We start from the raw sequence: 22,602 nt of genomic DNA on the forward strand, positions 1-22,602 counted from the left end.
CAGGAGTGATAGACGTGGCAACACTGAGTGTCATCAGACGTTGGGCCCTGCGAGAGCAGCTGTCCATCCGCGAGATCGCCCGCCGCACGGGCCTCTCGCGCAACACCCTCCGCAAGTACCTGCGTGCTGACGCGGCCGAGCCGCACTACGCCAAGCGGGTCAGCCCTTCCAAGCTCGACCCCTTCGCGCTCAAGCTTGCGGGCTGGCTCAAGACCGAGGCCGGCCGATCCCGCAAGCAGCGGCGCACCGTCAAACAGATGCACGCCGATCTGCAGGCCCTGGGCTATCCGGGCTCCTACAACCGGGTTGCCGCCTTTGCCCGGCTTTGGCACGAGCAGCGCTTGGTGGCCCAGCAGACCACTGGTCGCGGCACCTTCGTGCCCCTGGCCTTCGGTCCGGGTGAGGCCTTCCAGTTCGACTGGAGCGAGGACTGGGCGGTCATCGCTGGGGTGCGCACCAAGCTGCAGGTGGCGCACTTCAAGCTCAGTCACAGCCGGGCGTTCTACCTGCGCGCCTATCTCCTGCAGACGCACGAGATGCTGTTCGACGCGCACAACCACGCCTTCGCCGTACTCGGAGGTGTGCCTCGGCGAGGCATCTACGACAACATGCGCACTGCCGTAGACCGAGTGCGCCGGGGCAAGGAGCGAGACGTCAACGCACGCTTTGCCGCCATGGTCAGCCACTTCCTGTTCGAGGCCGAGTTCTGCAACCCGGCTTCGGGCTGGGAGAAGGGCCAGGTGGAGAAGAACGTGCGCGACGCCCGCCACCGCCTGTGGCAGGTCGTGCCGCCATTCCCGAGCCTGCTCGAGCTCAATGCCTGGCTTGAAGCGCGCTGCGTGGCTCTGTGGCGTGAGATCGAGCATGGGAAGCTGCCTGGCACCATCGCAGACGTCTGGGCCCAGGAGCGGGCCGCTTTGATGCCGGTGCCACGCCCCTTCGATGGCTTTGTGGAGCACACCAAGCGAGTCTCGCCCACCTGCCTGATTCACTTCGAGCGCAACCGCTACAGCGTCCCTGCCTCCTATGCCAACCGGCCCGTGAGCCTGCGGGTCTACGCGGATCGCCTGGTGGTCGCGGCCGAAGGTCAGATCGTGTGTGAACACCAGCGCCTGATTGAGCGCAACCACCATGGCGCGGGGCAGACTGTCTATGACTGGCGTCACTACCTGGCGGTGCTGCAGCGCAAGCCCGGCGCCCTGCGCAATGGTGCTCCGTTCCTGGAATTGCCAGCTGCCTTCAAGCGCTTGCAGGCCACGTTGCTCAAGCAGCCCGGTGGCGACCGGGAGATGGTGGAAATCCTGGCGCTGGTACTGCACCACGACGAACAGGCCGTGCTCTCCGCGGTGGAACTGGCACTGGAGGCAGGAGTGGCCAGCAAGACCCACATCCTGAATGTCTTGCACCGCTTGCTCGATGGCAAGCCGGCCCCGGCGCCTGTCACATCTCCCCAGGCACTCAAGTTGTCTGTGGAACCCCAGGCCAATGTGCTTCGCTATGACCAGCTGAGGGAGGTGCGCTATGCGTCATGACCCTGCCATCGCTTCCATCGTGATCATGCTGCGCGAGCTCAAGATGCATGGCATGGCCCAGGCTGTTGCGGAACTGGCCGAACAAGGCGCTCCGGCCTTTGAGGCAGCCCAGCCGATCCTGTCCCAGCTGCTCAAGGCTGAGACCGCCGAGCGGGAGGTGCGCTCGGTGGCCTACCAGTTGAAGGTGGCCAGGTTCCCGGCGTACCGAGACCTGGCTGGCTTTGACTTCTCGCACAGCGAAGTGAACGAGGCCCTGGTGCGCCAGTTACATCGTTGCGAGTTCCTGGAGGATGCCAACAACGTGGTGCTCGTGGGCGGCCCTGGCACCGGCAAGACCCACATTGCCACGGCCCTCGGTGTGCAGGCTATTGAGCACCATCACCGCAGGGTACGGTTCTTCTCCACGGTGGAACTGGTCAATGCATTGGAGGAGGAGAAGGCCAACGGCAAGACCGGACAGTTGGCCCACCGGCTGGCTTATGCCGACCTAGTGATCCTGGACGAGTTGGGCTACCTGCCGTTCAGCGCTTCAGGAGGAGCCTTGCTGTTCCACCTGCTGTCAAAGCTGTATGAGCGCACCAGTGTCGTGATCACCACAAACCTGAGCTTCAGCGAATGGGCCAGCGTGTTCGGGGATGCCAAGATGACCACGGCACTGCTGGACCGGCTCACGCATCACTGCCATATTCTGGAAACCGGCAACGACAGCTTCCGATTCAAGAACAGTTCCGCACAGCAACCACAACCGACAACCAAGAAGGAGAAGACCCCCAAGAACTTATCCACAACGTGAGCATCGAGTTCACGCAAAAGGGTGGGTCAGATCGAGATGGAAATAGTGGGTTAGGTTTGCGTGGAAATCAACACCATGACCTGCAGGCGCTGCAACCTTCCGATCAACAACGTGCGGCGTTGACGCGCCACCGCGTCTTGTGGCCCCCGGCCTACTTCGATGCTGCCATTTCTGAGTTCCTGTTGCAACTGGTGGTCCAGACCGGTCCAGAGTTCCTGATCCACTTCGCGGGCCAGGCTGTGCCGGATCTCCAGTTCCGTGCGGGGGCCCAGCCATTCATTCGCCAGCTCCGAGGCCCGCTGGCGCATGCCACAGGAGATATATTCGCGGGCGATGATCAGGTCTTTACCCGTCTGGTCCTTGCCGCGCAATACGACGTGGGTGTGCGGGTTGTCGGTGTCCCAATGGTCCACGGCCACCCAGTCGAGGCGGGTACCGAGGTCGGCTTCCATACGCGTCATCAGTTCGCGGGTGTAGGGTCGCAGTTCATCCATCAGGTCTGCGTCTTCGGGGGCGACGATGAACCGAAACTGATGGCGGTCTCCTCGGCCTCGTTCCTCGAAGGCGGGCAGGTCGGCCTCGTCGGTAGCGGGACCATAAGCCTGGCCACGTTCTCCGTCACGGCTCACGCCATCGCGCTCGATGTAACGCAGGTGCGTCTGCGTCGAACGCGCACCGGCCTGCTTGAGCACCACCAGCCGGGTTTTGATGACCACGCGCCGTGAATGCGCGCCCAGCGACCTGCCGGCGAGCCCGGCGGCGACTTGGCCGCGTCCGCGCCTCGCGCCTGTACGGGCAGGACCGGCAGGGTGTGAGAGTGTTGCCTTCAAAGCCTTGCCGCCCGCCTTGCTGACCTCAGTCAGTACCCGCGAGAGGAATTGCCGGTCTCGGGTCTTGGGCGCCCCCGGTTTGACCTTGAATGTGTTCTCGTCACGACGACTCATGGTCGCTGCTCCAGCGCAGTCCGGCTTACACGGGCGAACAAGGCACGTCGGGATACCAGTATGGGCGCGCAAGACGGCTTCGACGCGGCACGTGGTCGGTAAAAGCGCGTGCCGCGCCTACCCCTGTGCAGACTGGGCTTGAGGCACACCACCGTGCCGTCCCCTTTTATCTTGCCCTCCATCCTCCCCGGTCCCTGGCATGACCGGTGCCGACGTTCAGGCGGCGATGGTCTGCACGAGGGTTGCACCGCCGCGTAAGCTGGCGGTGCAGGAAAATTGCAGCCAGGATGACACAGGCGCAGCAGATTCATAGCGCGCTCCAGGTCCAAAGCGGAATCGCCTGGCCCTGCACGGCTGACAACACAATCGGCCCAAAATACCGGCTGTCAAACGACGCCCGATGGGTGGCACTGAACAGGAACAACTCGCCTTGCACCAGTCTGCGGCACTGCCGCCAGGCAGGAAGTGGACGACCTTGTGGATCGTTCCGCAGAACGTACCCCAGTGCAGTGCCATCGACCGCCAGGACATCCTCGTGCCAGCAAACCTGCTGGCCAGAGACGGCACCAATCCGTTTCAGGATTGGCAGACCCGCTGGCAGATAGCCGCGCTGCGCCGCGAGCGCAGCAGCATCCGGCGGCAACGTTGCGAGCACGTAGTCGCCGACACGTGGAGACGCAGTGGCTTGAACCCGGTACCAGCCCAACGGTGCGCTGGCGCTTGGGTTGTAGACGATGCGTATTGAAGGTCGATAAGCAGCCGGTAGCGCCGCTGCCGTGATGCTCAGCCCGGTGCAAAGCGCGAGCAATATCCGATTGATTCGATTCACCGTAAAACCTCACCTGCCAGGTAAGCCTCATGTCGCTCGACGGTGTAGTCCGGCAGAGCCTCTCGCGTTGCCAGCCGGTTGTGCAGCAGTTGCCAGTACGCGGGCGAGGCGGCAGCGGGGTCGATGCCCAGCGCCTCGATTCCGTCAACCAAACGCAGCACCTGTTGCACCTTGAGCTCGCCGGATACATGCAGCAGGCGCAGGGCGCCTGGCATGACTCCAGCCATGCGCTGCAGCGGCTGCCCAGCGCTACCAGTCTGCAGCACCGAGAGATGCCATACCGTCGTGCCGTAGTCGTTAGCCAGCCAGCAGATACGGCAAAAGATGGAGCCGGGGCTGAAGTGCGCCGTACGCCGCCAACGGTCAAGAATCGTCTCATGCACCGGCTTGCCGAAGCGCAGCCGGTTGTTGACCCGCTCCGGTACGAAGGCCAACACAACACGCGTCAAACTCTGATTCGATAGGCTCATGGTGTCGCTCCCTTGCTGCCGAACTCACGCTCCAGCAGCACGCGCAGCATCTCGGCGACGGTTACGCCGCGCTCAAAAGCGATGACCTTAATGCGTCCGCGCAGCGTCGGTGTGACGTCGATAGTGAGCCGTGCGGTGTAAACGTCGGCCTTGCCGGATGTCGCTACATTTGCTTGCCGAATCCACGCCTGGGCTGCCGGATCAGCGGCAGGACGGTTGCCAATAGCGACACGGGGAACGCGTGCAACACGCTTGCCGTTCATGGCGCTAGCCTCTTGATCTCACTGACCAATGCCGCGATTTCCCTTGCGGCCAGGCTGTCCGGGTCAAGTTCGCATGCCAAGCGGCCGGCAGCCACGCTGTCGGCAAAGATGATGCGCTGGCCGACTTCGGCGGCGAGCGCGGGCAACGCCTGGTCGGTCAGTGTCTGGCGTGCTTCCCGGCCAATGATGGTACGGGCGACACGCCGGTTGATGACGAAGGCCGCGCGCAGCGTGGGCTTGAACACGCGCGCTTCCGAGATCAACGCCACCATCTCCGCACTGGCCCATACGTCATAGGGACTGGGCTGCGCCGGAATCAGGACGAGATCGGCCGCCAGCAGCGCGGAGCGCGCCAGAGCGGCGATGCGGGGCGGGCCATCGATGATCACGTGATTGACGGTTCTCGCGAGTTCTGGGGCCTCCCGATGCAGTGTTTCGCGCGCAAGACCGACGACCCCGAACAATCTTGGTAAACGGTTTTGGGTTCGGCGTTGTGCCCAGTCCAATGCCGACCCTTGGGGATCGGCATCAATGACGGCAACGGAACTGCCCGATAGGGCCAGTTCACCGGCGATGTGGGTGGCCAGCGTGGTCTTGCCGACCCCGCCTTTTTGATTGAGCAGGGCAATGATCATGGTACGTGCCTGGTTGTTTGGGCTGTGAGAGTGGGTCTTGTCCACAGACGCGGCACCTCTCTATGAATCGTTATGTCTTCAGAGTTAGAAGAGTTAGCGGGGCCGCAAACCGTTGACTGGCGCGGGTTGGCGGAACGTTCGTGCGCCTGATGGCACGAGGCGGCTGCGCCTGTTAGCACGGGACGCGGTGCGCCCGATGGCACGAGCGAATTCACAGCTTGCTCCCCGGCGGTCCACCGCAAGCCATCCCAGGATGTGCCGTGAACGGCACAACATGGGACATGCTGGGGTACGCCATTTGGAAGTGAAGCGTTTCAGCGCCGCCAGCGGCTCGTTTGATGGTGAGGTGATAGCCGGGCAGGGATTGACGAATCGCAATGCGCCGTATGTCCAATGCGAAGTCAGAAAAGCGCGCCATGCTGCCAGACTTGGCATAAAGATGACGAAAATCGAACTGCCAGCCGTGGCGCTGGCGACCGCCGTGCTTTCGCACCAGGCGGTAGAGCCAGCGTTCGATGCCACCGGTGAGCCGGAAGTAGGCCGGATCGATGGTGAGCACCAGCGCCTCTTCGATCACCCCGGCATAGAACCAGTCCGGCAGGATCAACTCAATACCCTGCGGTCGGCCCATCGGGTCGGCCCGCTCCTTCCATTCATTGATCCATGAAAACCGGTGCATGCGTCGGCCAGGGGCCTGACGGATAGAGGTCGCGATGCTGGTGGACTGCAAGCGGTCCAGCGCAGCCTTCAGCCGCAAATAGTCGCGCATCGAGGTGCCACGCCCGATAAAGGTGAGGATCTCATAAGGTGTGGCCTGCATCAGGCGGGAGGTCCGGATGCCCGCATCCCGTGCCTCGACGATCTGGCTGGCGGCCCAGATCAGGACGTCGGCATCCCAGATGGTGGCCAGGCCATGCTCGATAGTGCCTTCGACCCGGACCTGGACGCTGCCGGCATGAAAGTCGATTGGCCGGATTCGCCTTGACTTGGCCAGCGAGAAGAACGGCCAGGCCATCAGATCCTGCGCATCGCGCGGCGGCATGGCGCCGGGCAGGGCGCGGAACAGTTCGAGCTGTTCGCGCTTCGGGTCAGGCATGGCGGGAACAACGGGCACAGGCATCGCCAAAGTTCGGCTCACCGTCCTGCGGCACGCAGTGCCACGTACTCGGGATCGCAGGTCATCTCGAACGAGCGTGCGTTGGCCCAGGCCTCCAGGTCATCGATCGCGTACATCACGCGCCGGCCGAATTTCCGAAAACGGGGGCCACCGCCGATCACGCGCTGCTTCTCCAGCGTGCGCGGGGAAAGTCTCAGGAACTCGGCTGCCTCAGTGTTGTTGAGGTAGCGGGCCGTGCGTTTGGCGGCGGGCTGGGCAGACTGCGGGGTCTGGGGAAACTGGGTCTGGGTCTGGGTTCTGGTCACGGCATCGGCCTCCATCGGTGAAGATCGCCGACGGGCCAAGTGCCGCCGGACCCAGCCAGTCTCGGCGCGGGCAGGCGTTGCGGGGAGGGAGATTCGGTGAGCCGGCGCTCATCTCCCTGTGGACGATGACGTGGAAATCAAACTGCGGTAGCCGCCCGCCATCAAGGCTTGTCCACGTCGGATCAAGTGGCGCATTTGGGCACGCAGCTCACCGTCGGTGTGCCAGTTCGCGATCACGTGATCGATCCCGAACACATGCCGCGCAATCTCGCGTTGGGATGCACCGACGGCCCTGCCGTCGAGCGCTTGCAGTGCACGCATGTGCACCAGTGCGAGCCGATCGGGACGGGTTGACGTGATTGGCACGGGCACCGGGCCAGTCATCAGCGCCCGATGCGCCTTGATGGCTCGCCAGCTTGTCCGTAGATGCGGACCTGCGGGCAAGACATAGGAGAAAGGCAAGCCGTCTCGAATCCCTTGTCCGAGCGCCAGGTGAAGTACCTCGCGACCCACCAGGCTGGTCAGCAGCAGGTGGCGACCGTTGTGCATGAGCTGCTTGATGCCGGGTATGGACCAGAAGCTGAAGCGCTCCTGATCGCTGATGGGTTTCTCGGGGTCTTCGTCTTCGGCTTGCAGCTTCACCAGGTGGCTATTGTTGTTTTGCCAAATGGGACGTACGGCCCGCGCGTCGCGGCTCGGATCCTCAAACAGTTCAAGACCCCAACGAGAGATAGCGTCACCTGCGCCGGTCCCATGGCGCTGCTTCCAATCGGCGTGGTACTCGTGGTTGCGTCGCAGGTACTCCCAGGCCAATGCGTGCCCATTGAGCTGCAGGATGTAAAGATACGCTGCTGGCGGATGCCAGTGCGTTGATTCCAAAGCCATGAACAAACTCCCCTGATGGTGAACATCCAGGGCTGGGGTACGCAAGAGGGTGATCTATCGATCAGTTTTGTGTGGTCACTCTTGCGGAACCTGGCTGTGGAAACCACGGATCAGGAGAAACGTTTTTACATATTTGTGTTTGAGCGTCGCTAGGCTACGCGTCAGTGCGATTCATCTCGCTGATCCGTGAGTGACGCGATGATGCCGCCTGTTGGTGTGCCAGAGCGTTAACAAAATGTATGAACTGAAACCAAGACCCAGCGTGCCCGAGTTGAGACCCACAGGCTCTGAATGAAACAAAACAAGCCCGAATCGCAGGCCTGAAATGATAGTTAGTCGTTGATCGAGCCGTCAACACGGGCCAGTGCCGCGTATTTGCTGAGGCGGCGCTTGGCCATGAAGTGCAAGTCGCGTGCGACCGGTAGCTGCGACGGACCGCGTATGGATTCGAGATCAGACAGTTTTATGGAGTCCAGTTCCGGAGAACCCAGGCCCACGTCGCAAAGACCGTAGGCGGTATCGCCATCGTCGGGGTCCAGCTCGGTTAGCAGCCAGATTGCATGCGCATCGGGTGTGAAGAGCTTGACGACAGGGTAGGGATCGCTGTCCTCGCCTCGGGCGGCGGCTTCGCCGTTGGCCAGCATTTGCTGGCGTTGTTCGTCGGTGATAAGTGTCATGGTCGCTTCCTTTGAAGGTGTCGCTCAAAAGCGGAGCGAGGCAACCCAGGGCGGACAAATACACAAAGACGGGATGACGGACGTGCACCTATACGGTGAACCGGCAAACCGGAAACGGGTGAATCCGTAGATGCGCAAAAAATCAAAGGCGTGAAAGCGAAAGATCGCATAAGCACGGAACCGGATGTAAGGAAATGTTGTTCATAGTAGAAACGGTTTTGCACAGAAATGCAAATACGTTCACCTTGAAGTCTCTGCAAACTTCAAATGAATACTATAGATTGTAGCCCTATGAGATGCATTCAGGTGTCATCAACGTTCCCTTCAAAACGAACGCATGACACTGAAGAACTCATTCCCTGCGGCCCTCAAACAAGTCAGAAAAGCCCGTGGCCTCAGCCAGGAAGCTTTTTCGAACGTGTCGAGCCGCACGTACTTGAGTTCGCTGGAGCGCGGCCTGAAAAGCCCGACTTTGAACAAAGTGGCCGAGCTGTGCGCGGTCATGGACGTGCATCCGCTCACGCTACTGACGCTGGCCTTTGCAGGCGACGGCAAGGGTGCGGACAAGTTGTTCGAGCGCGTGCAGCGCGAGCTGGCAGGCATCCAAGCCCAGCAGGATAAGTAAAGGCGCTGTCCAGCGGCAGCGCCTGCTGGCGCGCTACGTCACGATGCGTCCCGCCAATCGGGCTTCACGTGCATATGCACTAATTCCCTTCGAGGCCGTGAAGTGCAGATCCCGCTCCACCAGAAGGCCTAAGCGCCCCCGCACGCTCATCAGCTCGGCCAGGCTCACGTAGCCCAGCTCAGGAAAGCCCAGACCCAGGTCACACAGTCCGAACGCATGATCTTCGTCGTCTGGATCGATCTCGGTCAGCAGCCAGGTTGCCCCCGCATCAGGCGTAAACAGCTTGACCACCGGATGGGGATCAAAGCCCTCGTCAACGAGGGATTGCCGGCCGTTGGCCAGCAACTGCGCGCGTAGTTCGTCGGAAATAAGGTTCATGATCGCAACTCCTTTAATGGACGCTCCCGATCGGAGCGCTGCGATTCAGGCGTACGCGCATAGCGCGGCCGTCACACCCCCGACTCGGTCGGTGCGGGCTGAGGGTTGACGGGCGTGCGGCGTGCGCCAAGCTGCGCGGCTTTTCAGGTCGGGATTGCGGCCAGGTCAAACAGGAGTGCGCCACCATGAACACCGGCGACCTCGCATTGCCCCAAAGCAGTCCGGACTCCAATGTCGAAATCACAAGCCGATCAGGCCGCGCCTGTTCGGCGGACTGGCAGAGGCGCCAAGCACCGCGCGGCGGGGACGGGCTTGATGCCGGTCCCCTGGAGGGCAAGCAAAGCGCGCAGGCGTCAGGGATGGAAGCCCACAGGGCGAGACACCATGTGTGGCTCGATGCGCAGCACGACAGCCCGACCCGGCATCGCAGGGGGACGCACTGAAATCCGTGGAATCTGAAATGCGTCTTAGCTCAAAACCTCAGATACACGAAACCACCTTTACGCATTTGCGTAAAACTACAGAACCGTAAATGCGTAAACCAGCAAGACAGGTCGAACATGGGAAAAGCCCGCGACAAACTGCGGGCCATTGATGATGAACGTAAAACGCCCCGCCGCAGGCGCGGGGCGTCGAGGGCGACGATCAGTCGCCCTTGCTGCGCGACCAGATCAGGTTGTGCGTGCCGTCCTCGGCTTCAACCAGTCGAGCGTAGATGGTCGCCGGGAACGACGGATCATCCAGAGTCGCCGACAGATAAGGCCGGTCCGACTTGCTGACTTTCTTCCACGCCGCACCAATCTCGAAGGTGCCAGCGACGATGCGGTAGTCCGGGGCGTTCTCGCTCTCCTTGGTGTTGGGGACGATTTTGACCTTGACGTTGAGCGTCAGGGTGCGAACCGTGCCGCTGAAGCTGTCTTTCTGTGCGGTGAAATTGCCGATGTTTGCCATGATGAAGTCCTTTAGAAGTTAACCAGGTCGCGACCATCGCGGCCTTGGCGTGATCCGATGGGTGCGGGTCCGGGCGCGCTGCACCGCAAAGCGGTCGCAACGCAGTGAAGGACCGGTAGGCACAAAGAATTTGTTTCGCGAGGAAGGCACACCGTGCCGGGGAAATTGTTTGGGCCGGACGGTTGCAGCGAACAAGCCCGAGGCGAAGCCGTGCCCGCGCCAGGATTCACGACAAATACAAGGCCGCCGTGGTGCAATCCTGCCCCGAAAGGACGCATGGCCCAGGCACCATCACCGTGAAGACCGCGTTCCGGCACGCACACGGATGCAGTCAAGGTCAGTTTCACAGCAACAAGGATGAATGCCCCACTGCATCGGTGATGGCTTGATCGGTCTCGGTGTGGCCAGTTCTGGGCATGGTGGATGGCTTGTCGGTGAGTCGTCGTCGTTCATGGCGTCCTGCTCGCCATCTTTGAGGACGGTGCGATAGTGCACAACCTGGCGCAGCAAGGGCAGTTGTACTCTGAAGCAATGCCCCCTGTGGTGGGGCGTATTGAGGAAGTTTTGGGGGCCAGGCTGCAGGAAGTTGAAACGCGCGCGGCATACCTGCCGCGCGCCTCGCCAAGAAAATGTCCCAGCGTGGCTCGCATTTACTCGGTCGCCTCCGCCTCCGGGAACGCCTCGGCTGTTGCTGCCTGCTTGGGTTGCCGGTCAGTGGTTTGCACAAGTGCCTCAACCTTCGCAGCAATTCGCGATTCGATCACCGTCCGCTGCGCCGCCACAAGCGTGACGGCGCTCTCGCAAACCACCTCGTGGTCATCGGACGCTTGAACGCAAAACGTCGCGCTTCGTTCTCCCAGGTGTTCAACCCAGCCTCTTAGTTTCAGCGACGATCCTGGCGGGATAGGTCCTTTATGCTCAAGCAGGATCGTCCGGCCAACCACGACTTCGGTGGCAGCATCTACATGTCGCTGCATCTCGCGGATACAGATGGATTCAACAACGGCAACCAAGTACCCGGTCGCCAGGCATTCGATCAGCCTTTCTGCATAGTCGCTTCCATGCGGAAGCCTTGAAAACAATGCCTGTGCCGTCTGCTCTGGCGGCACGCTGTAGGTTTCTTCAAAGAATATTTCACTGACGCCTTGATGGTTCATGAGGATTTTGGGGAAAGGTTGTTGAACGCTTCCGATCCGCACAGCAGCGTGAGCGCATTGCGGTCGTGACAACGTTTAATCCTCCCTTGGTTGGCTCACTTAGCCAACATGCTATGGCGTTCTCTAGAGTAGGGCCGCAGTCACCCATCGTGAGGCTCATGTTCTCGCCTTGTGTTCAGCCGTGCGGTTGGACACGTCTTCTTGACATGTGGAATGGAAAACGCGCGCGGCATACCTGCCGCGCGCGTTGCGCAAAAAAATGCCCCGGCGGGAGACCCGCCTGGGGCATCAAGTTCATTCGTTCGCGTTAGCGTTTGCCAGTACCTCTGCGTTTGCCATCTGCACCGGTGCCCGCAGCATCACCGGTAACGAGCCGGTACCTACGGCCAGCCGTTCGGCCTCGCTGGCAAGTTCCTTCTTTTTAAGCTTGGACAGTCGCGCCATGTGGTCCGGCGCGAAGACCTGCACCGCCTCGATGGCCTTGGCTTTAGATACGTGGGCGAAGTAGCCTTCGGCAGTCGGCGTCCACCACGGGTGCATGTCGAGACCGACAGCCTGCGCCAGTGCGACGGCGGGCAGGGCATCCCCTCTTGGGGTAATCACGCTGACCGTGGCAGCCACGCACACCGCTAGCAGCGACAGTAGTTCCTCCTGCGGCAACGTCATCAACAACGCGAACAGCGTATCCGGCTCTTTGGGCAGGCGCTCCGCCCAAGCCTGTCGGACTTCCCGCATAGCTGTGGCTGCAGGTGACTGCGCCATGTCCGGTGCGTGCGCATCAAGTCCATCCTGTGGCGAAGCGCTGATATTGACCGCAGGGTCACCCGCGCCGTAGGCATCGCACACAACCCGCAACGCCAGGCGGTGCACTACGGCCACCAATGCCACCTGTGGATGGCGGGTGACTTCGGCTTGCAGTGCTGCCGTGCGATGGGCGCTCAAACGTCGCGCCAGTTTTTCTGAAATGCGAGGCGTGGCCGGTTGCTGCGCTTCGCCTTCGACACCACTACCGAGCACCGCACTTTGTCGTTCCTGCGCCCGCAGCGCCTTGGCCTCGGCCTCGCGTAGCAAGCCGCGATGGATGGCGATCTCGCCCTGGTGATCGACAGTCACGATGGCTCCAGCCATCGCCAGCGTCTCGGGCGCAAACACCAACAGCGACTGCTCGATCAAATTGAGTTTGGCACTAAGCTTGTCGCTTTCTTCATTGAGTGCTTGTGCTTCCTCTTCGGCGATGGCCTCGGTGTCGTCGGCGTTCAGCCTGTCTTCGATGGCCTGTTGCCGCGCTTCCAGCTTGGCGATGCGTTTGGCCTCTGCCTTGTTGGGCATGCGCCGGTTTCGGGGCGCACGCTGGAACCCATGCAACTCGGCATGCGTCATCCGCGGCACCGTTTCAACCCACATCCAGCCTTCGGTGCGGATACTTTCAGTCACGGCGGTGAGTTTGCTCCGAGCCAGTGTTTCCAGCAGTGCCGCATCAATCAGGAACACCCCTCGCGTGTCATCCGAGAACAGGTCACGCCGGACACCACCACCTGCGGCCTCGTAGGCCTCAGTCCCAACAAAGCGAACCAGAGCATCGCGCGTGGCATCGATCTCGTTCGAAGTCAGGTGCTCACGCAACGCCTGCGGGCTGCGCTGCCACTGCGGCGAGTCATAAAACGCCGCCTCCTGCGCTGCATGGTCATCCGTGATGGCCAGCGCCATCAATTGATCGAGCGTCACGGCATCGGCGCGGTAGTCCGCCAGCAGGCGCGGTGAGACGTTGGCAAGCTTCAAGCGCCGCTGCACCACCAAAGGCGTGACACCGAAGTCAGCCGCAATGTCCTCAATAGGCCGTCCCTCGGCCACCAGGGCTGCGAAAGCCTCGAACTGGTCCAGCGGGTGCATGGCCTCCCGCTGCACATTCTCGGTCAGGCTCACGATACGGGCTGACGTATCCGGCACCAGCAGGCAAGGCACCTCATGGGCCTTGTCGAGTTTGTGCTGCTTCACCAGCAATTTCCACGCCGCCAGCCGCCGCATGCCCGCGACGACTTCATAGTGCTTGCCATCGCTCGAAGCAATGGCGGTCAGGTTTTGTAGCAAGCCCACGCGGGCGATGCTGGATGCCAGCTCGGGGATTGATGTACCGCCATTCTTGCGTACGTTGCGACTCGAAGGGCGTAACTGCGACAGCGGTATCAGCAGCAGTTCGCATGCTGAGACAACAGCGGTTTGCAAGTCTTGGGTTTCCTGATGGGTAGCAGTGTTCATGGTGATCGCTCCTGTCCCTGGCGGGACGTTGATAACAAAAAAAGAATGAAGAAAAAACTTCGATTTCGATTCACGGTGTCGATGCCTGCATGCGCGGCCCTCCTGTGTTTTCCAAAACCGACCGGATTCCAAGATTTGGAGCCCGGTGTTGGCTTTTGTTGGTTCGGCGCAGTGACCTGGGCTGGTCGTCCTTGCCGCCGTCTTTCCTGAGTTCATCGCCCGCGAACAACCGGGCTAGCGAGGGCATGGCCGTCAAGGAAACAAGCGCGGGGTAGGTGCGGCCCGCAGCCGCAGGCGAGGACACGGCCCTGCGCGCCTTGACGGACAGGCACCGCTGGCTACGGTCGCGGGACAGCGATGAAGGATCGGAAAGACGGATGACCGGCCTACGGCCACAAATGACCAGAGAAGCGACGAACCAACGCCGCGCGGCGATCGCCCCTGCGTGCCGTAGGCACGCCTGTTTGGTGGTGAACAAAGCGCCCAGCGCGAAATCGAAACCAGGCACAGGCCGATCAGGCACAGCCTGTTCGGCGGTCTTTCGGGGCGCCAAGCCTGTGCGGCGGGGTGGGCGTCAGCCGACCCCTGGAGGCAAGCGCAGCGCGCAGCTTCCCACCAAGACGAAGCAAAAAGGGGCCAACGCCCCAGAATTACATGAGTCCCCGTTCAGCCATTGACTGAACCTCGGCACCCGCGACGATCAGGTGATCCAGCACCCGCACGTCCACCAGCGCCAATGCCGACTTCAGCGTCTGCGTCAGCATCTCATCGGCGCGCGACGGCTGGGTCGAACCGCTTGGATGGTTATGCACCAGCAACAGGGCAGCGCTGTTCCTCGCCAACGCTTCCTTGACCACCTCCCGTGGATACACCGATGTCTGGCTGACCGAGCCGCGAAACATCTCGACGTACTCGATCACGCGGTTCTGCGAATCCAGGTACACCACCGCGAACACCTCGTGTTCCAGCGCCCCCAGCTTGACCCGAAGATAGTCGCGCACCACCTGTGGCGATGAAAGAACTTCGCAGCCGCGCATCTGCCCAACCAGTACGCGCTGCGCAGCCTGCAGCACCTCGTCGGCATTGGCCGGACGGTAGTCGCCCGCGACATCGCGAACGAGAAGGGAGGAGTCGAGAGAAAGAGAAAGTTTCGACATGGTCGTTTCCGGTTTGAATCGGGCGGAATTGCCCGGAACCGGCGAAACACGGCGCAGCGCAGCAGTCAGGGGTCACAGACGGCCGCGAGGACGCCAGCGTGCAAGGCACGCGCCGCCCTTGACGGCGAGAACGGCGTGGTACGGTAAAGGGAACAGCAAGGCCCCCTACCCCCTACCCCCTACCCCCTACCCCCTACCCCCTACCCACTACCTCACTGGTTTAAGGGCAAGCGCAGCGCGCAGGTCCAAAGGGCCGCGGGCGTGAGGGATCAAAGCCGCATGGCCGTGACTCGGCACGAGGCGCGGGGCAACGCCCGCGAGCCCGACGGCGGTACGCCGGGACGCTCAGAACGGAGTAACAAGATTCACTGCACAGTAAATATTGCCATTTCATTGAATATTCGCTAGTATTCTCATATTCACTGCGCAGTAAAGAACTGATAAACCATGATGCTTGAGTCGAATACGACCGAACGCCAGCTAATTGAGCAGTTTCTCGATACGCTTCGGGCGCTGCCGGAGGTGGAGGCCGAACTGGACCATTGGGAGCCTGCCGGGTTGGCCGGCGACAGGGGGCATGACGCCCAAATCGACCTGCACATCGCAGGTAAGTCTTTCACCATCCTGATCGAGGCAAAAAAAGCTGTCTATCCAAGAGATGTGCGTGAAGTCCTGTGGCAGTTCCGGGAAATCAGCCACAACAGGCCCAAAGCCCAAAGTGGCGGCGAGGCGGTATCAGTCTTGGTCGCCGAGTCCATCTCCCCGGGTGCCAAGGAACTGCTCAGGGATGAGCACGTCGGGTACTACGACAGCGGCGGCAGCCTGTTCTTGCCCGCTCCTGGCGTGTATCTCTACATCGACAAGCCGCCACCCAAGACCCTGTCGAAGTCGGTACGGTCTTTGTTTTCCGGGCGGCGTGCGCAGGTGTTACACACCCTACTGATGCGCCATCAGGAATGGTTCGGCGGCAAAGAACTCGCCGAACAGGCATTGGTGTCGCCAGCAACCGCCTCGCAGGTACTGAAGGAGCTTGAGCGTTTCGATTGGTTGGTCTCGCGCGGACAAGGCCCCAGCAAGGAGCGCCATCTCAGAGAGCCTGCGGCGCTACTGGATGCCTGGGTGAAGCAGATCGCTTCCATCCGCCCCCCCGCGCTGCGCCGCTACTACGTCCCCTCCATGAAAGCGGACACCCTGCTGGAGTACATCGGACAGGTCTTCGCCACCCATGAGGTCGGGTACGCGGTCAGTTTTGAGGCCGCTGCACAGCGCTACGCGCCGTTCCTGTCCAGTGTTTCCCAGGTGCGCGCCCGCTTGCTGGTCAGCGCTGCCGCCGATGCCGCCATTGGCGCACTCGGCGCGCGCGTGGTCAGTGAAGGTGCAAACCTCTCTATCATCGAAGCGAAGTCGCCCGGCGAGCTGTTGTTCCGGGAGCAAGTGGATGGCATCTGGCTGGCCAGTCCGATCCAGGTCTACCTCGATCTACTGCGCGGTGAAGGCCGTGCCAAGGAAATGGCAGAGCACCTGCGCAAAGAAAGGATCGGTTTCTGATGGCCAAGCCCGCAACCCTCGACGGTTACAGCGACCAGTACACGCTCGACTGCGAGCGCGTCCTGGTGACGCTCCTGCGCGGACTGGGGCCCTGGAAGGACTCGGTCTACCTCGTCGGCGGTCTCACACCACGATATCTGGTACCTGCGCGGCCGCCCGTCGTACCCGCGCATGCCGGCACCATGGATGTGGACATCGTGATCGACCTGCAAATCCTGGCCGATACCGAGGCGTACCGAACGTTGGAAGACAACTTCAAGAAAATGGGCTTCGAGCGTGCCGAAAACGAGAGCGGAAAGAAACTCTCGTGGCGCTGGCAGACCCGTACCGAACACGGTGCGCTGATGGTGCTTGAGCTGCTCGCCGACGCGCCGGACATCGCCGGTGGCAAGGTCCAGGCGCTGCCGACCGAAGGCACGATTTCGGCACTCAATATCCCGCATTCGTCCATCGTCTTCGACCTCCACCAGGTCACAGAGATTCAGGCCGAGCTACTGGGCGAGAACGGCATCGCGACCGAGAAGATCAAGCATGCGAATCTGGTCAGTTTCACCTGCTTGAAGTCGTTCGCGTTCGACCAACGCTACGAACGCAAGGATGCTCACGATCTCATCTATTGCATCGAACATGCGCCCGAGGGACTGGATGCTGTCGCCGAAGCATTCCGAAAGGAGCGCGACGGCAAGCATGGTGCCGTGATCCAGGCCGCGCTGGAGATTTTGCGCAGTCGTTTCGCACAGAACGACAAGACAGAAGGCTATCGCAAAGATGGCCCGGTGTCGGTCGCCAAGTTCGAGCTTGGCGAAAGCGATGAGCCCGAGCAGCGCGAGGGGCGGGCGCTGCGTCAGCGTCAAGCGAGCGACGTGATCGAGCAGCTCCTTGGACGAATCGGATAGGGGGCATCGTGGCGATCAAGGCGATATTCGTTGGCATCAACAAGCACCTCGACGCGACGATTCCCGAGTTGGGCGGAGCGCGCCGTGACGCCACCGCGCTGTGGGCGCTGTTCACCGATACGGTCGAGGGTCTGACCGCCCGGCTGCTGGTAGATGAAGCCGCAACCCACGCCGAGGTATCGCGAGCGATGCTCGGCACCTTGGCGGCAGCGGATGGAGACGATGTCGTCGTCATCACGTTCGCGGGGCACGGTTCTCCCGATGGGAATCTGGTTCTTTTCGACACGAGCGCTGCCGACCTCGCCGATACATCCTTGTCGATGGCGGGCCTGGCCGATGCTTTTAAGGCAACGAAGGCCCGCGCCGTCCTGTGCATTCTCGATTGCTGCTTCAGCGGCCAAGCGCCGGCACGAGTGCTTGAGACCGCCGCACGCCCACGAAACGCGTTCGCGCTGACCGGTGTTTATGGGGAAGGGCGAATCCTGCTTGCCGCCTGTGCGACCAACGAGTCGGCATGGGAGCAACCGGGCACCGGGCATGGACTGCTCACGCACGCAGTGATCGAGGCGCTGACAGGAGCTGCAGGCGGAGCGGTCAGTTTTCCGGAAATTGCTGGCGAGATCATCCGGCTCGCGCGTGTCGAAGCCGAACGCATCAGCGTGACGCAAACACCTGTGTTCCTGGGGAGCGTGCAGGGCGGTCTGGTGTTTCCGGCTCTCAAGCGCGGCGACAACTACGCGGCCGCGTTCCCCGCAAGGGCGGTGCAGCAAATGTCGGGATCATTCGCGGAATTTTCCGCGCACGGGTTTCCGCCCGAAGTCGTCGACCAGTGGACGGCGCACTTCCCGCAGGGCCTCAACGCCCTGCAGCTCAAAGCGGTCAACGAACACGGTGTGCTCGCCGGGAAATCGCTGCTGGTAGTCGCACCGACCAGTTCGGGCAAGACAATGATCGGCGAGCTGGCCGCGATCCAGGCAGTCACAGGCGGTAAGAAAGCTGCGTTTCTGCTGCCATACCGCGCACTTGTGAATGAGAAGTTCGAAGAGTTCAGCGAACGGTACGCGCCCGCTGGCCTGCGCGTCGTTCGGTGCAGCGGTGATGCAACGGACGGCATCGCCCCCGTTCTGGGGGGACGCTATGACCTTGGTTTTTTCACCTATGAGACCTTCCTCAACCTCGCGCTAGGGTCGCCGCGGTTGCTCAACCAGCTTGGCTTGGTGGTACTGGACGAAGGACAGTTCATCACGGACCCGAATCGGGGTATCACGGTCGAATTGATCTTCGCTCGAGCCTGTCAGAAATTTTGTGTGTGAGGCATAGCATGTCAACAAGGAGCATGAATGCCACGCAAGACGAAGACAACCGCAGTAGCGGACAAGGCTGCGCAGCCGCAATTTCCAGCCGAGCTGCTGGAGCAACTCATCCCCGGGCCGGTGACGCCGACCGAGCTTGAGGGCATCTTCCAGCAGTTCAAGAAGGCCGTATTGGAGCGCGCGCTGGGCGCCGAAATGAGTCACCACCTGGGCTACGCACCGGGCCAGGCCAAGCTCGAAGGGGCTGCCGCCAATCATCGAAACGGTAAAAGCACAAAGACCGTCCTGACCGACACAGGCGCCCTGCGTATCGACGTTCCCCGCGACCGCGAGGGCACTTTCGAGCCACAACTCATCGGCAAGCACGAGCGGCGCTTTACGGGCTTTGACGACAAGATCGTTGCCATGTATGCCCGGGGCATGACGGTGCGCGAGATCCAGGGCTTTCTGGCCGAGATGTACTCGGTGGACGTCTCGCCCGAGCTCATCAGCAGCGTCACCGATGCCGTGATGAGCGAGGTCACGGCCTGGCAGAGTCGCCCGCTGGAGGCGATGTACCCAGTAGTGTTCTTTGACGCGCTGCGGGTCAAGATCCGCGAGGACGCCGTGGTGCGCTCCAAGGCCGTCTATCTGGCGTTGGGTGTGCTGCCCGATGGCAGCCGCGACATCCTGGGCATCTGGATCGAGAACACCGAGGGTGCCAAGTTTTGGATGAAGGTGTTCAACGACCTGAAGACCCGCGGAGTCCATGACATCCTGATCGCCGTCACCGACGGGCTCAAAGGCATGCCGGAGGCGCTGGGCACAGTATTCCCGGCCACGACACTGCAGACCTGCATCGTGCACCTGATTCGAAACAGCCTAGACTTCGCAAGCTGGAAGGAGCGCAAGGCGCTGGCAGCGGCCATCAAGCCGATCTACACGGCGGTGAGTGCAGAGGCCGCTGAGAGCGAGCTGAACGCATTTGAGGCCGGATCATGGGGGCAGAAGTTCCCCACTGTCGTGAGCGCTTGGCGCAGGGCCTGGGACAAGGTCATACCGTTCTTTGCCTTCCCGCCCGAAGTCAGGCGCGTGATCTACACGACCAACGCGATTGAAAGCGTCAATGCGAGGCTGCGCAAGATCATCAAAACGCGTGGACACTTCCCCAGCGACGACGCTGCCACCAAGCTGATCTGGCTGGCACTGCGCAACATCACCGAGGACTGGGGGCGGGCAGCCAACAACTGGAAATTAGCGATGAACCAGTTCGCAATGCTGTACGAAGACCGATTCACACTGCCCACCCATGGGGGCACAAAATGACTGGGGTTGAACCTTGGGTCCAGGCCTCAACCGGGGGGGGGCCTCCGGCGGCCTGGCAGGGGCCTGAATCAAAATAGAATTTACGCAGCAGACAATTTCTGAAACCGCCTCGCACACAGAAATTCTGACACTCCCCTTCGCTCTCTTGCTGCGGGCGCGCCAGCGCGGGATCGAACCGCAGCTCGTGATTTTGTCGGCGGTCATCGGCAACCTCAACAGTTTTGATCGCTGGCTCGATTTGCCATTGCTCCTGTCGCGCGATCGGCCTGTGCCGCTGATCGAGGGCGTCCTCGATCGACGCGGGACGTTCCAATTCGTCGATGCGGATGGCACCACGAAGACCGAAGCCCTGCTGCCGGCACAACGCATCGTGCAGCGTCGCGACAAACCGGGCTCGCAAGACGTGATCGTGCCGTTGGCCCAGCAACTGGTCGCGCAGGGCGAAAAGCTGCTGATCTTCCGCAACATGCGCGGCCCGGCGCAGGGCTGCGCCAAGTATCTGTTTAAGGAACTGGGGCTCGGGCCAGCCACAGCAGTTCTCGCCGTGTTGCCGACTCAGGACCTGACCGGGGCGTCGCAGGACTTGCGCGAGTGCCTTGCTGGTGGCACAGCGTTCCACAACACTAATCTGCTGCGCGCTGAACGTGAGGCCATCGAGAAGGGTTATCGCAACCCTGACGGGGGTATCCATGTTCTGGTGGCAACCACGACGCTCGCTGCCGGTATCAATACCCCGGCATCGACGGTGGTGCTCGCAGAAAATGAATTCGTCGGTGAGGACGGTAGGCAATTCACCGTTGCCGAATACAAGAACATGGCGGGACGGGCGGGACGACTGGGTTACAACGAAACCGGCAAAGCCATCATCCTCGCGGACACGCCGATGGAGCGCGCGCAACTATTCCAGAGGTACGTGTTGGGTGTGCCGGAAGACGTGAAGTCGTCATTCCAACAGCGAGACCTGCCGACCTGGACGTTGCGCCTTCTCAGCCAGGTGCGCGGCGTGCGTGCCACCGAGATTCCCGGTCTGCTAGTCAACACCTTCGGCGGTTATTCGGCATCACGCGCGAACCCCCAGTGGATATCCCTGGTGGAGATTGAGGTGACAGCCTTGGTCGAGCGCCTGTTACAAGCCGGACTGGCAGAGCGAGAGGGCGATCTCGTTCATCTGACCTTGCTCGGCCGCGCATGCGGCGCCTCATCCTTGTCGTTCGAGTCGAGCCTGCGTTTGGTGGAGTTGATGAAACAATTGAACGCTGCGCAGACACGCCCTACCCAGGTACTGGCGATGGTGCAGGTCTTGGACGAGATGGACGCGATCTATACGCCGGTCATGAAGCGGGGACGCTCCGAGAGCGTGCGGGCCAACGACGCGGCGCAGCGGTATGGTCAACCGATGATGCAGGCCCTGCAGCGATATTGCCGCGATGACTTCGAGTTCTGGGCTAGATGCAAACGTGCAGCGCTCCTGTATGACTGGATCGAAGGTACGCCTGTCGATGTACTGGAGAAGCGGTTCTCCACTACGCCTTTCGGCGGTGCGATCGGTTACGGCAACATTATTGGTATTGCCGACGGGACACGTTTTCACCTGCGCTCCGCTCATCAAATTTTGTCGACCTTGTTTCCTGATCAGCCCGAGTTTCTGAAGGGGCTGGACGAAATCCTGCAGCGGCTTGAATTCGGCTTGCCATCCGCTGCGCTTCCGCTCGTGAAGGTGCCAGTCCGACTAACCCGTGGGCAGTACCTAGCGCTTGCAAATGCAGGCGCTGGTACGCCCGAGGGGGTAAATGCGCTCAGCGATGAGCGCTTGCGCGATTGCGTAGGTGCCGCTGCGACCGCGCTGCTGCGGCCAAAGCGCGAAAGTACAAGTTAACGTTCAGAGGAAGCGAGGGAGAAAAATGAGCAACCACAACCCGGTGGGATCGACGTGGAGAAAATGGGATCTCCATGTCCATACGCCGTCGTCCATCGTTCAGAACTACGGCGGCAACACCGACGAGGTCTGGGAGAGCTTCATTGCTGACCTCGAAAATCTGCCGCCGGATTTCAAGGTCATCGGTATCAACGACTACATCTTCGTCGATGGTTATGAGCGGGTGCTGAAGGCCAAGAAAGACGGTCGGCTGAAGAACATCGACCTCATTTTGCCGGTAATCGAATTGCGTCTCGACAAGTTCGCTGGCGTCGTGAAAAGGGATCAAGATGGCTCCTATTCCAAATCAGATTGGAACAGGATCAACCTACACATCATTTTTGATCAGCTCGATCCGGAAATTATTCGCCAACAGTTCTTAAGCGCTCTGGCGCCACGCTATCAGCTCATCCCCGAGCTAGATGGATTTAAGAATGCGTGGCAAGCGGTCATTACTCCCAACAGCCTTACGGAGTTGGGGCAGAAGATCATTGATGCAGCTCCTGTGGAAAAAAGGGCGGGCTACGCCAGCCCGCTGCAGGAAGGGTTTAACAGCTTGTGCGTGAGTCTTGAATCTGTACAAAAGGCTTTGGAGAGTCACTACCTAAAGGGTATCCGTCCGGCCACCCCATCTACCCCGAATGAGCAATT

At 61.3% G+C, this 22,602-nt stretch carries 22 protein-coding genes and 1 pseudogene; 9 read left to right on the plus strand and 14 right to left on the minus strand.

From position 1 onward, the window contains the following. The first annotated feature begins 5 nt into the window (after positions 1-5). Positions 6-1,532, plus strand: coding sequence for an IS21 family transposase (istA, locus tag J8G26_RS16950; protein ID WP_210570358.1), 1,527 nt, complete (start codon positions 6-8; stop codon positions 1,530-1,532). After that, on the plus strand, positions 1,522-2,325 hold the full coding sequence (gene istB, locus J8G26_RS16955; protein ID WP_210570360.1) for an IS21-like element ISThsp10 family helper ATPase IstB: 804 nt from the start codon (positions 1,522-1,524) through the stop codon (positions 2,323-2,325). The genes istA and istB overlap by 11 nt, the downstream gene beginning before the upstream one ends. Before the next feature lie 50 nt (positions 2,326-2,375). Here the strand turns inward: istB and J8G26_RS16960 are convergent, their stop codons facing one another. The 9 genes from J8G26_RS16960 to J8G26_RS17000 form a co-directional block, all read right to left on the minus strand. Further along, a complete protein-coding gene (locus J8G26_RS16960) occupies positions 2,376-3,269 on the minus strand; it encodes a relaxase/mobilization nuclease domain-containing protein (protein ID WP_210570361.1) in 894 nt (297 codons plus the stop codon). 307 nt (positions 3,270-3,576) lie between these two features. Then, positions 3,577-4,098 (minus strand): S26 family signal peptidase, encoded by a 522-nt coding sequence (locus J8G26_RS16965; protein ID WP_349238332.1) that lies wholly within the window; start codon positions 4,096-4,098, stop codon positions 3,577-3,579. Then, positions 4,095-4,568: a DUF2840 domain-containing protein gene (locus J8G26_RS16970; RefSeq protein ID WP_210570362.1), complete on the minus strand. Its 474-nt coding sequence runs from the start codon at positions 4,566-4,568 to the stop codon at positions 4,095-4,097. The genes J8G26_RS16965 and J8G26_RS16970 overlap by 4 nt, the downstream gene beginning before the upstream one ends. Then, on the minus strand, positions 4,565-4,831 hold the full coding sequence (locus J8G26_RS16975) for a chromosome partitioning protein ParB (RefSeq protein WP_210570363.1): 267 nt from the start codon (positions 4,829-4,831) through the stop codon (positions 4,565-4,567). Before J8G26_RS16975 ends, J8G26_RS16970 begins: the two co-directional genes overlap by 4 nt. After that, positions 4,828-5,466 carry a ParA family partition ATPase gene (gene parA / locus J8G26_RS16980; RefSeq protein WP_210570365.1) on the minus strand — a complete coding sequence of 213 codons (639 nt, stop codon included), beginning with the start codon at positions 5,464-5,466 and terminating at the stop codon, positions 4,828-4,830. The genes J8G26_RS16975 and parA overlap by 4 nt, the downstream gene beginning before the upstream one ends. A 211-nt stretch (positions 5,467-5,677) precedes the next feature. Beyond that, entirely contained in the window at positions 5,678-6,586 is a 909-nt protein-coding gene (locus tag J8G26_RS16985; RefSeq protein WP_210570367.1) for a replication initiator protein A, read from the minus strand. A gap of 14 nt (positions 6,587-6,600) precedes the next feature. Continuing rightward, positions 6,601-6,888: a helix-turn-helix domain-containing protein gene (locus J8G26_RS16990; RefSeq protein WP_349238333.1), complete on the minus strand. Its 288-nt coding sequence runs from the start codon at positions 6,886-6,888 to the stop codon at positions 6,601-6,603. Between the two features lie 108 nt (positions 6,889-6,996). Further along, positions 6,997-7,773 carry a DUF2285 domain-containing protein gene (locus J8G26_RS16995; RefSeq protein WP_210570369.1) on the minus strand — a complete coding sequence of 259 codons (777 nt, stop codon included), beginning with the start codon at positions 7,771-7,773 and terminating at the stop codon, positions 6,997-6,999. A 332-nt stretch (positions 7,774-8,105) separates the two neighbouring features. Continuing rightward, positions 8,106-8,450 (minus strand): DUF2958 domain-containing protein, encoded by a 345-nt coding sequence (locus J8G26_RS17000; RefSeq protein ID WP_210570370.1) that lies wholly within the window; start codon positions 8,448-8,450, stop codon positions 8,106-8,108. 337 nt (positions 8,451-8,787) lie between these two features. Here J8G26_RS17000 and J8G26_RS17005 point away from each other — a divergent pair, with 337 nt between their 5' ends. Next, positions 8,788-9,075 (plus strand): helix-turn-helix transcriptional regulator, encoded by a 288-nt coding sequence (locus tag J8G26_RS17005; protein ID WP_210570371.1) that lies wholly within the window; start codon positions 8,788-8,790, stop codon positions 9,073-9,075. A gap of 33 nt (positions 9,076-9,108) precedes the next feature. On the opposite strand, the gene J8G26_RS17010 is transcribed toward J8G26_RS17005, so the two are convergent. The 5 genes from J8G26_RS17010 to radC form a co-directional block, all read right to left on the minus strand. Continuing rightward, complete coding sequence (locus J8G26_RS17010) at positions 9,109-9,453, minus strand: DUF2958 domain-containing protein (RefSeq protein ID WP_210570372.1); 345 nt, start codon at positions 9,451-9,453, stop codon at positions 9,109-9,111. Between the two features lie 645 nt (positions 9,454-10,098). Continuing rightward, positions 10,099-10,404 (minus strand): DUF736 domain-containing protein, encoded by a 306-nt coding sequence (locus tag J8G26_RS17015; RefSeq protein WP_210570373.1) that lies wholly within the window; start codon positions 10,402-10,404, stop codon positions 10,099-10,101. 650 nt (positions 10,405-11,054) lie between these two features. Further along, positions 11,055-11,561 (minus strand): hotdog domain-containing protein, encoded by a 507-nt coding sequence (locus tag J8G26_RS17020; protein ID WP_210570374.1) that lies wholly within the window; start codon positions 11,559-11,561, stop codon positions 11,055-11,057. Positions 11,562-11,855: 294 nt separating this feature from the next. Beyond that, positions 11,856-13,817 carry a ParB/RepB/Spo0J family partition protein gene (locus J8G26_RS17025; protein WP_210570377.1) on the minus strand — a complete coding sequence of 654 codons (1,962 nt, stop codon included), beginning with the start codon at positions 13,815-13,817 and terminating at the stop codon, positions 11,856-11,858. 650 nt (positions 13,818-14,467) lie between these two features. Continuing rightward, positions 14,468-14,974 carry a DNA repair protein RadC gene (gene radC / locus J8G26_RS17030; RefSeq protein WP_210570378.1) on the minus strand — a complete coding sequence of 169 codons (507 nt, stop codon included), beginning with the start codon at positions 14,972-14,974 and terminating at the stop codon, positions 14,468-14,470. 447 nt (positions 14,975-15,421) lie between these two features. Here radC and J8G26_RS17035 point away from each other — a divergent pair, with 447 nt between their 5' ends. The 6 genes and pseudogenes from J8G26_RS17035 to J8G26_RS17060 form a co-directional block, all read left to right on the plus strand. Continuing rightward, a complete protein-coding gene (locus J8G26_RS17035; RefSeq protein WP_349238334.1) occupies positions 15,422-16,522 on the plus strand; it encodes a hypothetical protein in 1,101 nt (366 codons plus the stop codon). Then, entirely contained in the window at positions 16,522-17,418 is an 897-nt protein-coding gene (locus tag J8G26_RS17040; RefSeq protein ID WP_210570380.1) for an antitoxin, read from the plus strand. The genes J8G26_RS17035 and J8G26_RS17040 overlap by 1 nt, the downstream gene beginning before the upstream one ends. 8 nt (positions 17,419-17,426) lie before the next feature. Beyond that, complete coding sequence (locus J8G26_RS19655; RefSeq protein WP_349238335.1) at positions 17,427-18,731, plus strand: DEAD/DEAH box helicase; 1,305 nt, start codon at positions 17,427-17,429, stop codon at positions 18,729-18,731. Positions 18,732-18,758: 27 nt separating this feature from the next. Then, the gene (locus J8G26_RS17050; protein ID WP_210570382.1) at positions 18,759-20,036 is read left to right on the plus strand and encodes an IS256 family transposase; all 1,278 of its coding nucleotides are present in this window, start codon (positions 18,759-18,761) and stop codon (positions 20,034-20,036) included. A gap of 145 nt (positions 20,037-20,181) precedes the next feature. Further along, a complete protein-coding gene (locus J8G26_RS17055; protein WP_246881450.1) occupies positions 20,182-21,912 on the plus strand; it encodes a helicase-related protein in 1,731 nt (576 codons plus the stop codon). A 25-nt stretch (positions 21,913-21,937) separates the two neighbouring features. Beyond that, positions 21,938-22,602: pseudogene (locus J8G26_RS17060) on the plus strand (ABC transporter); the annotation flags it as partial.

This window comes from Acidovorax sp. JG5, assembly GCF_017939685.1.
In the GTDB taxonomy this organism is placed as follows: Bacteria; Pseudomonadota; Gammaproteobacteria; order Burkholderiales; family Burkholderiaceae_C; genus Acidovorax.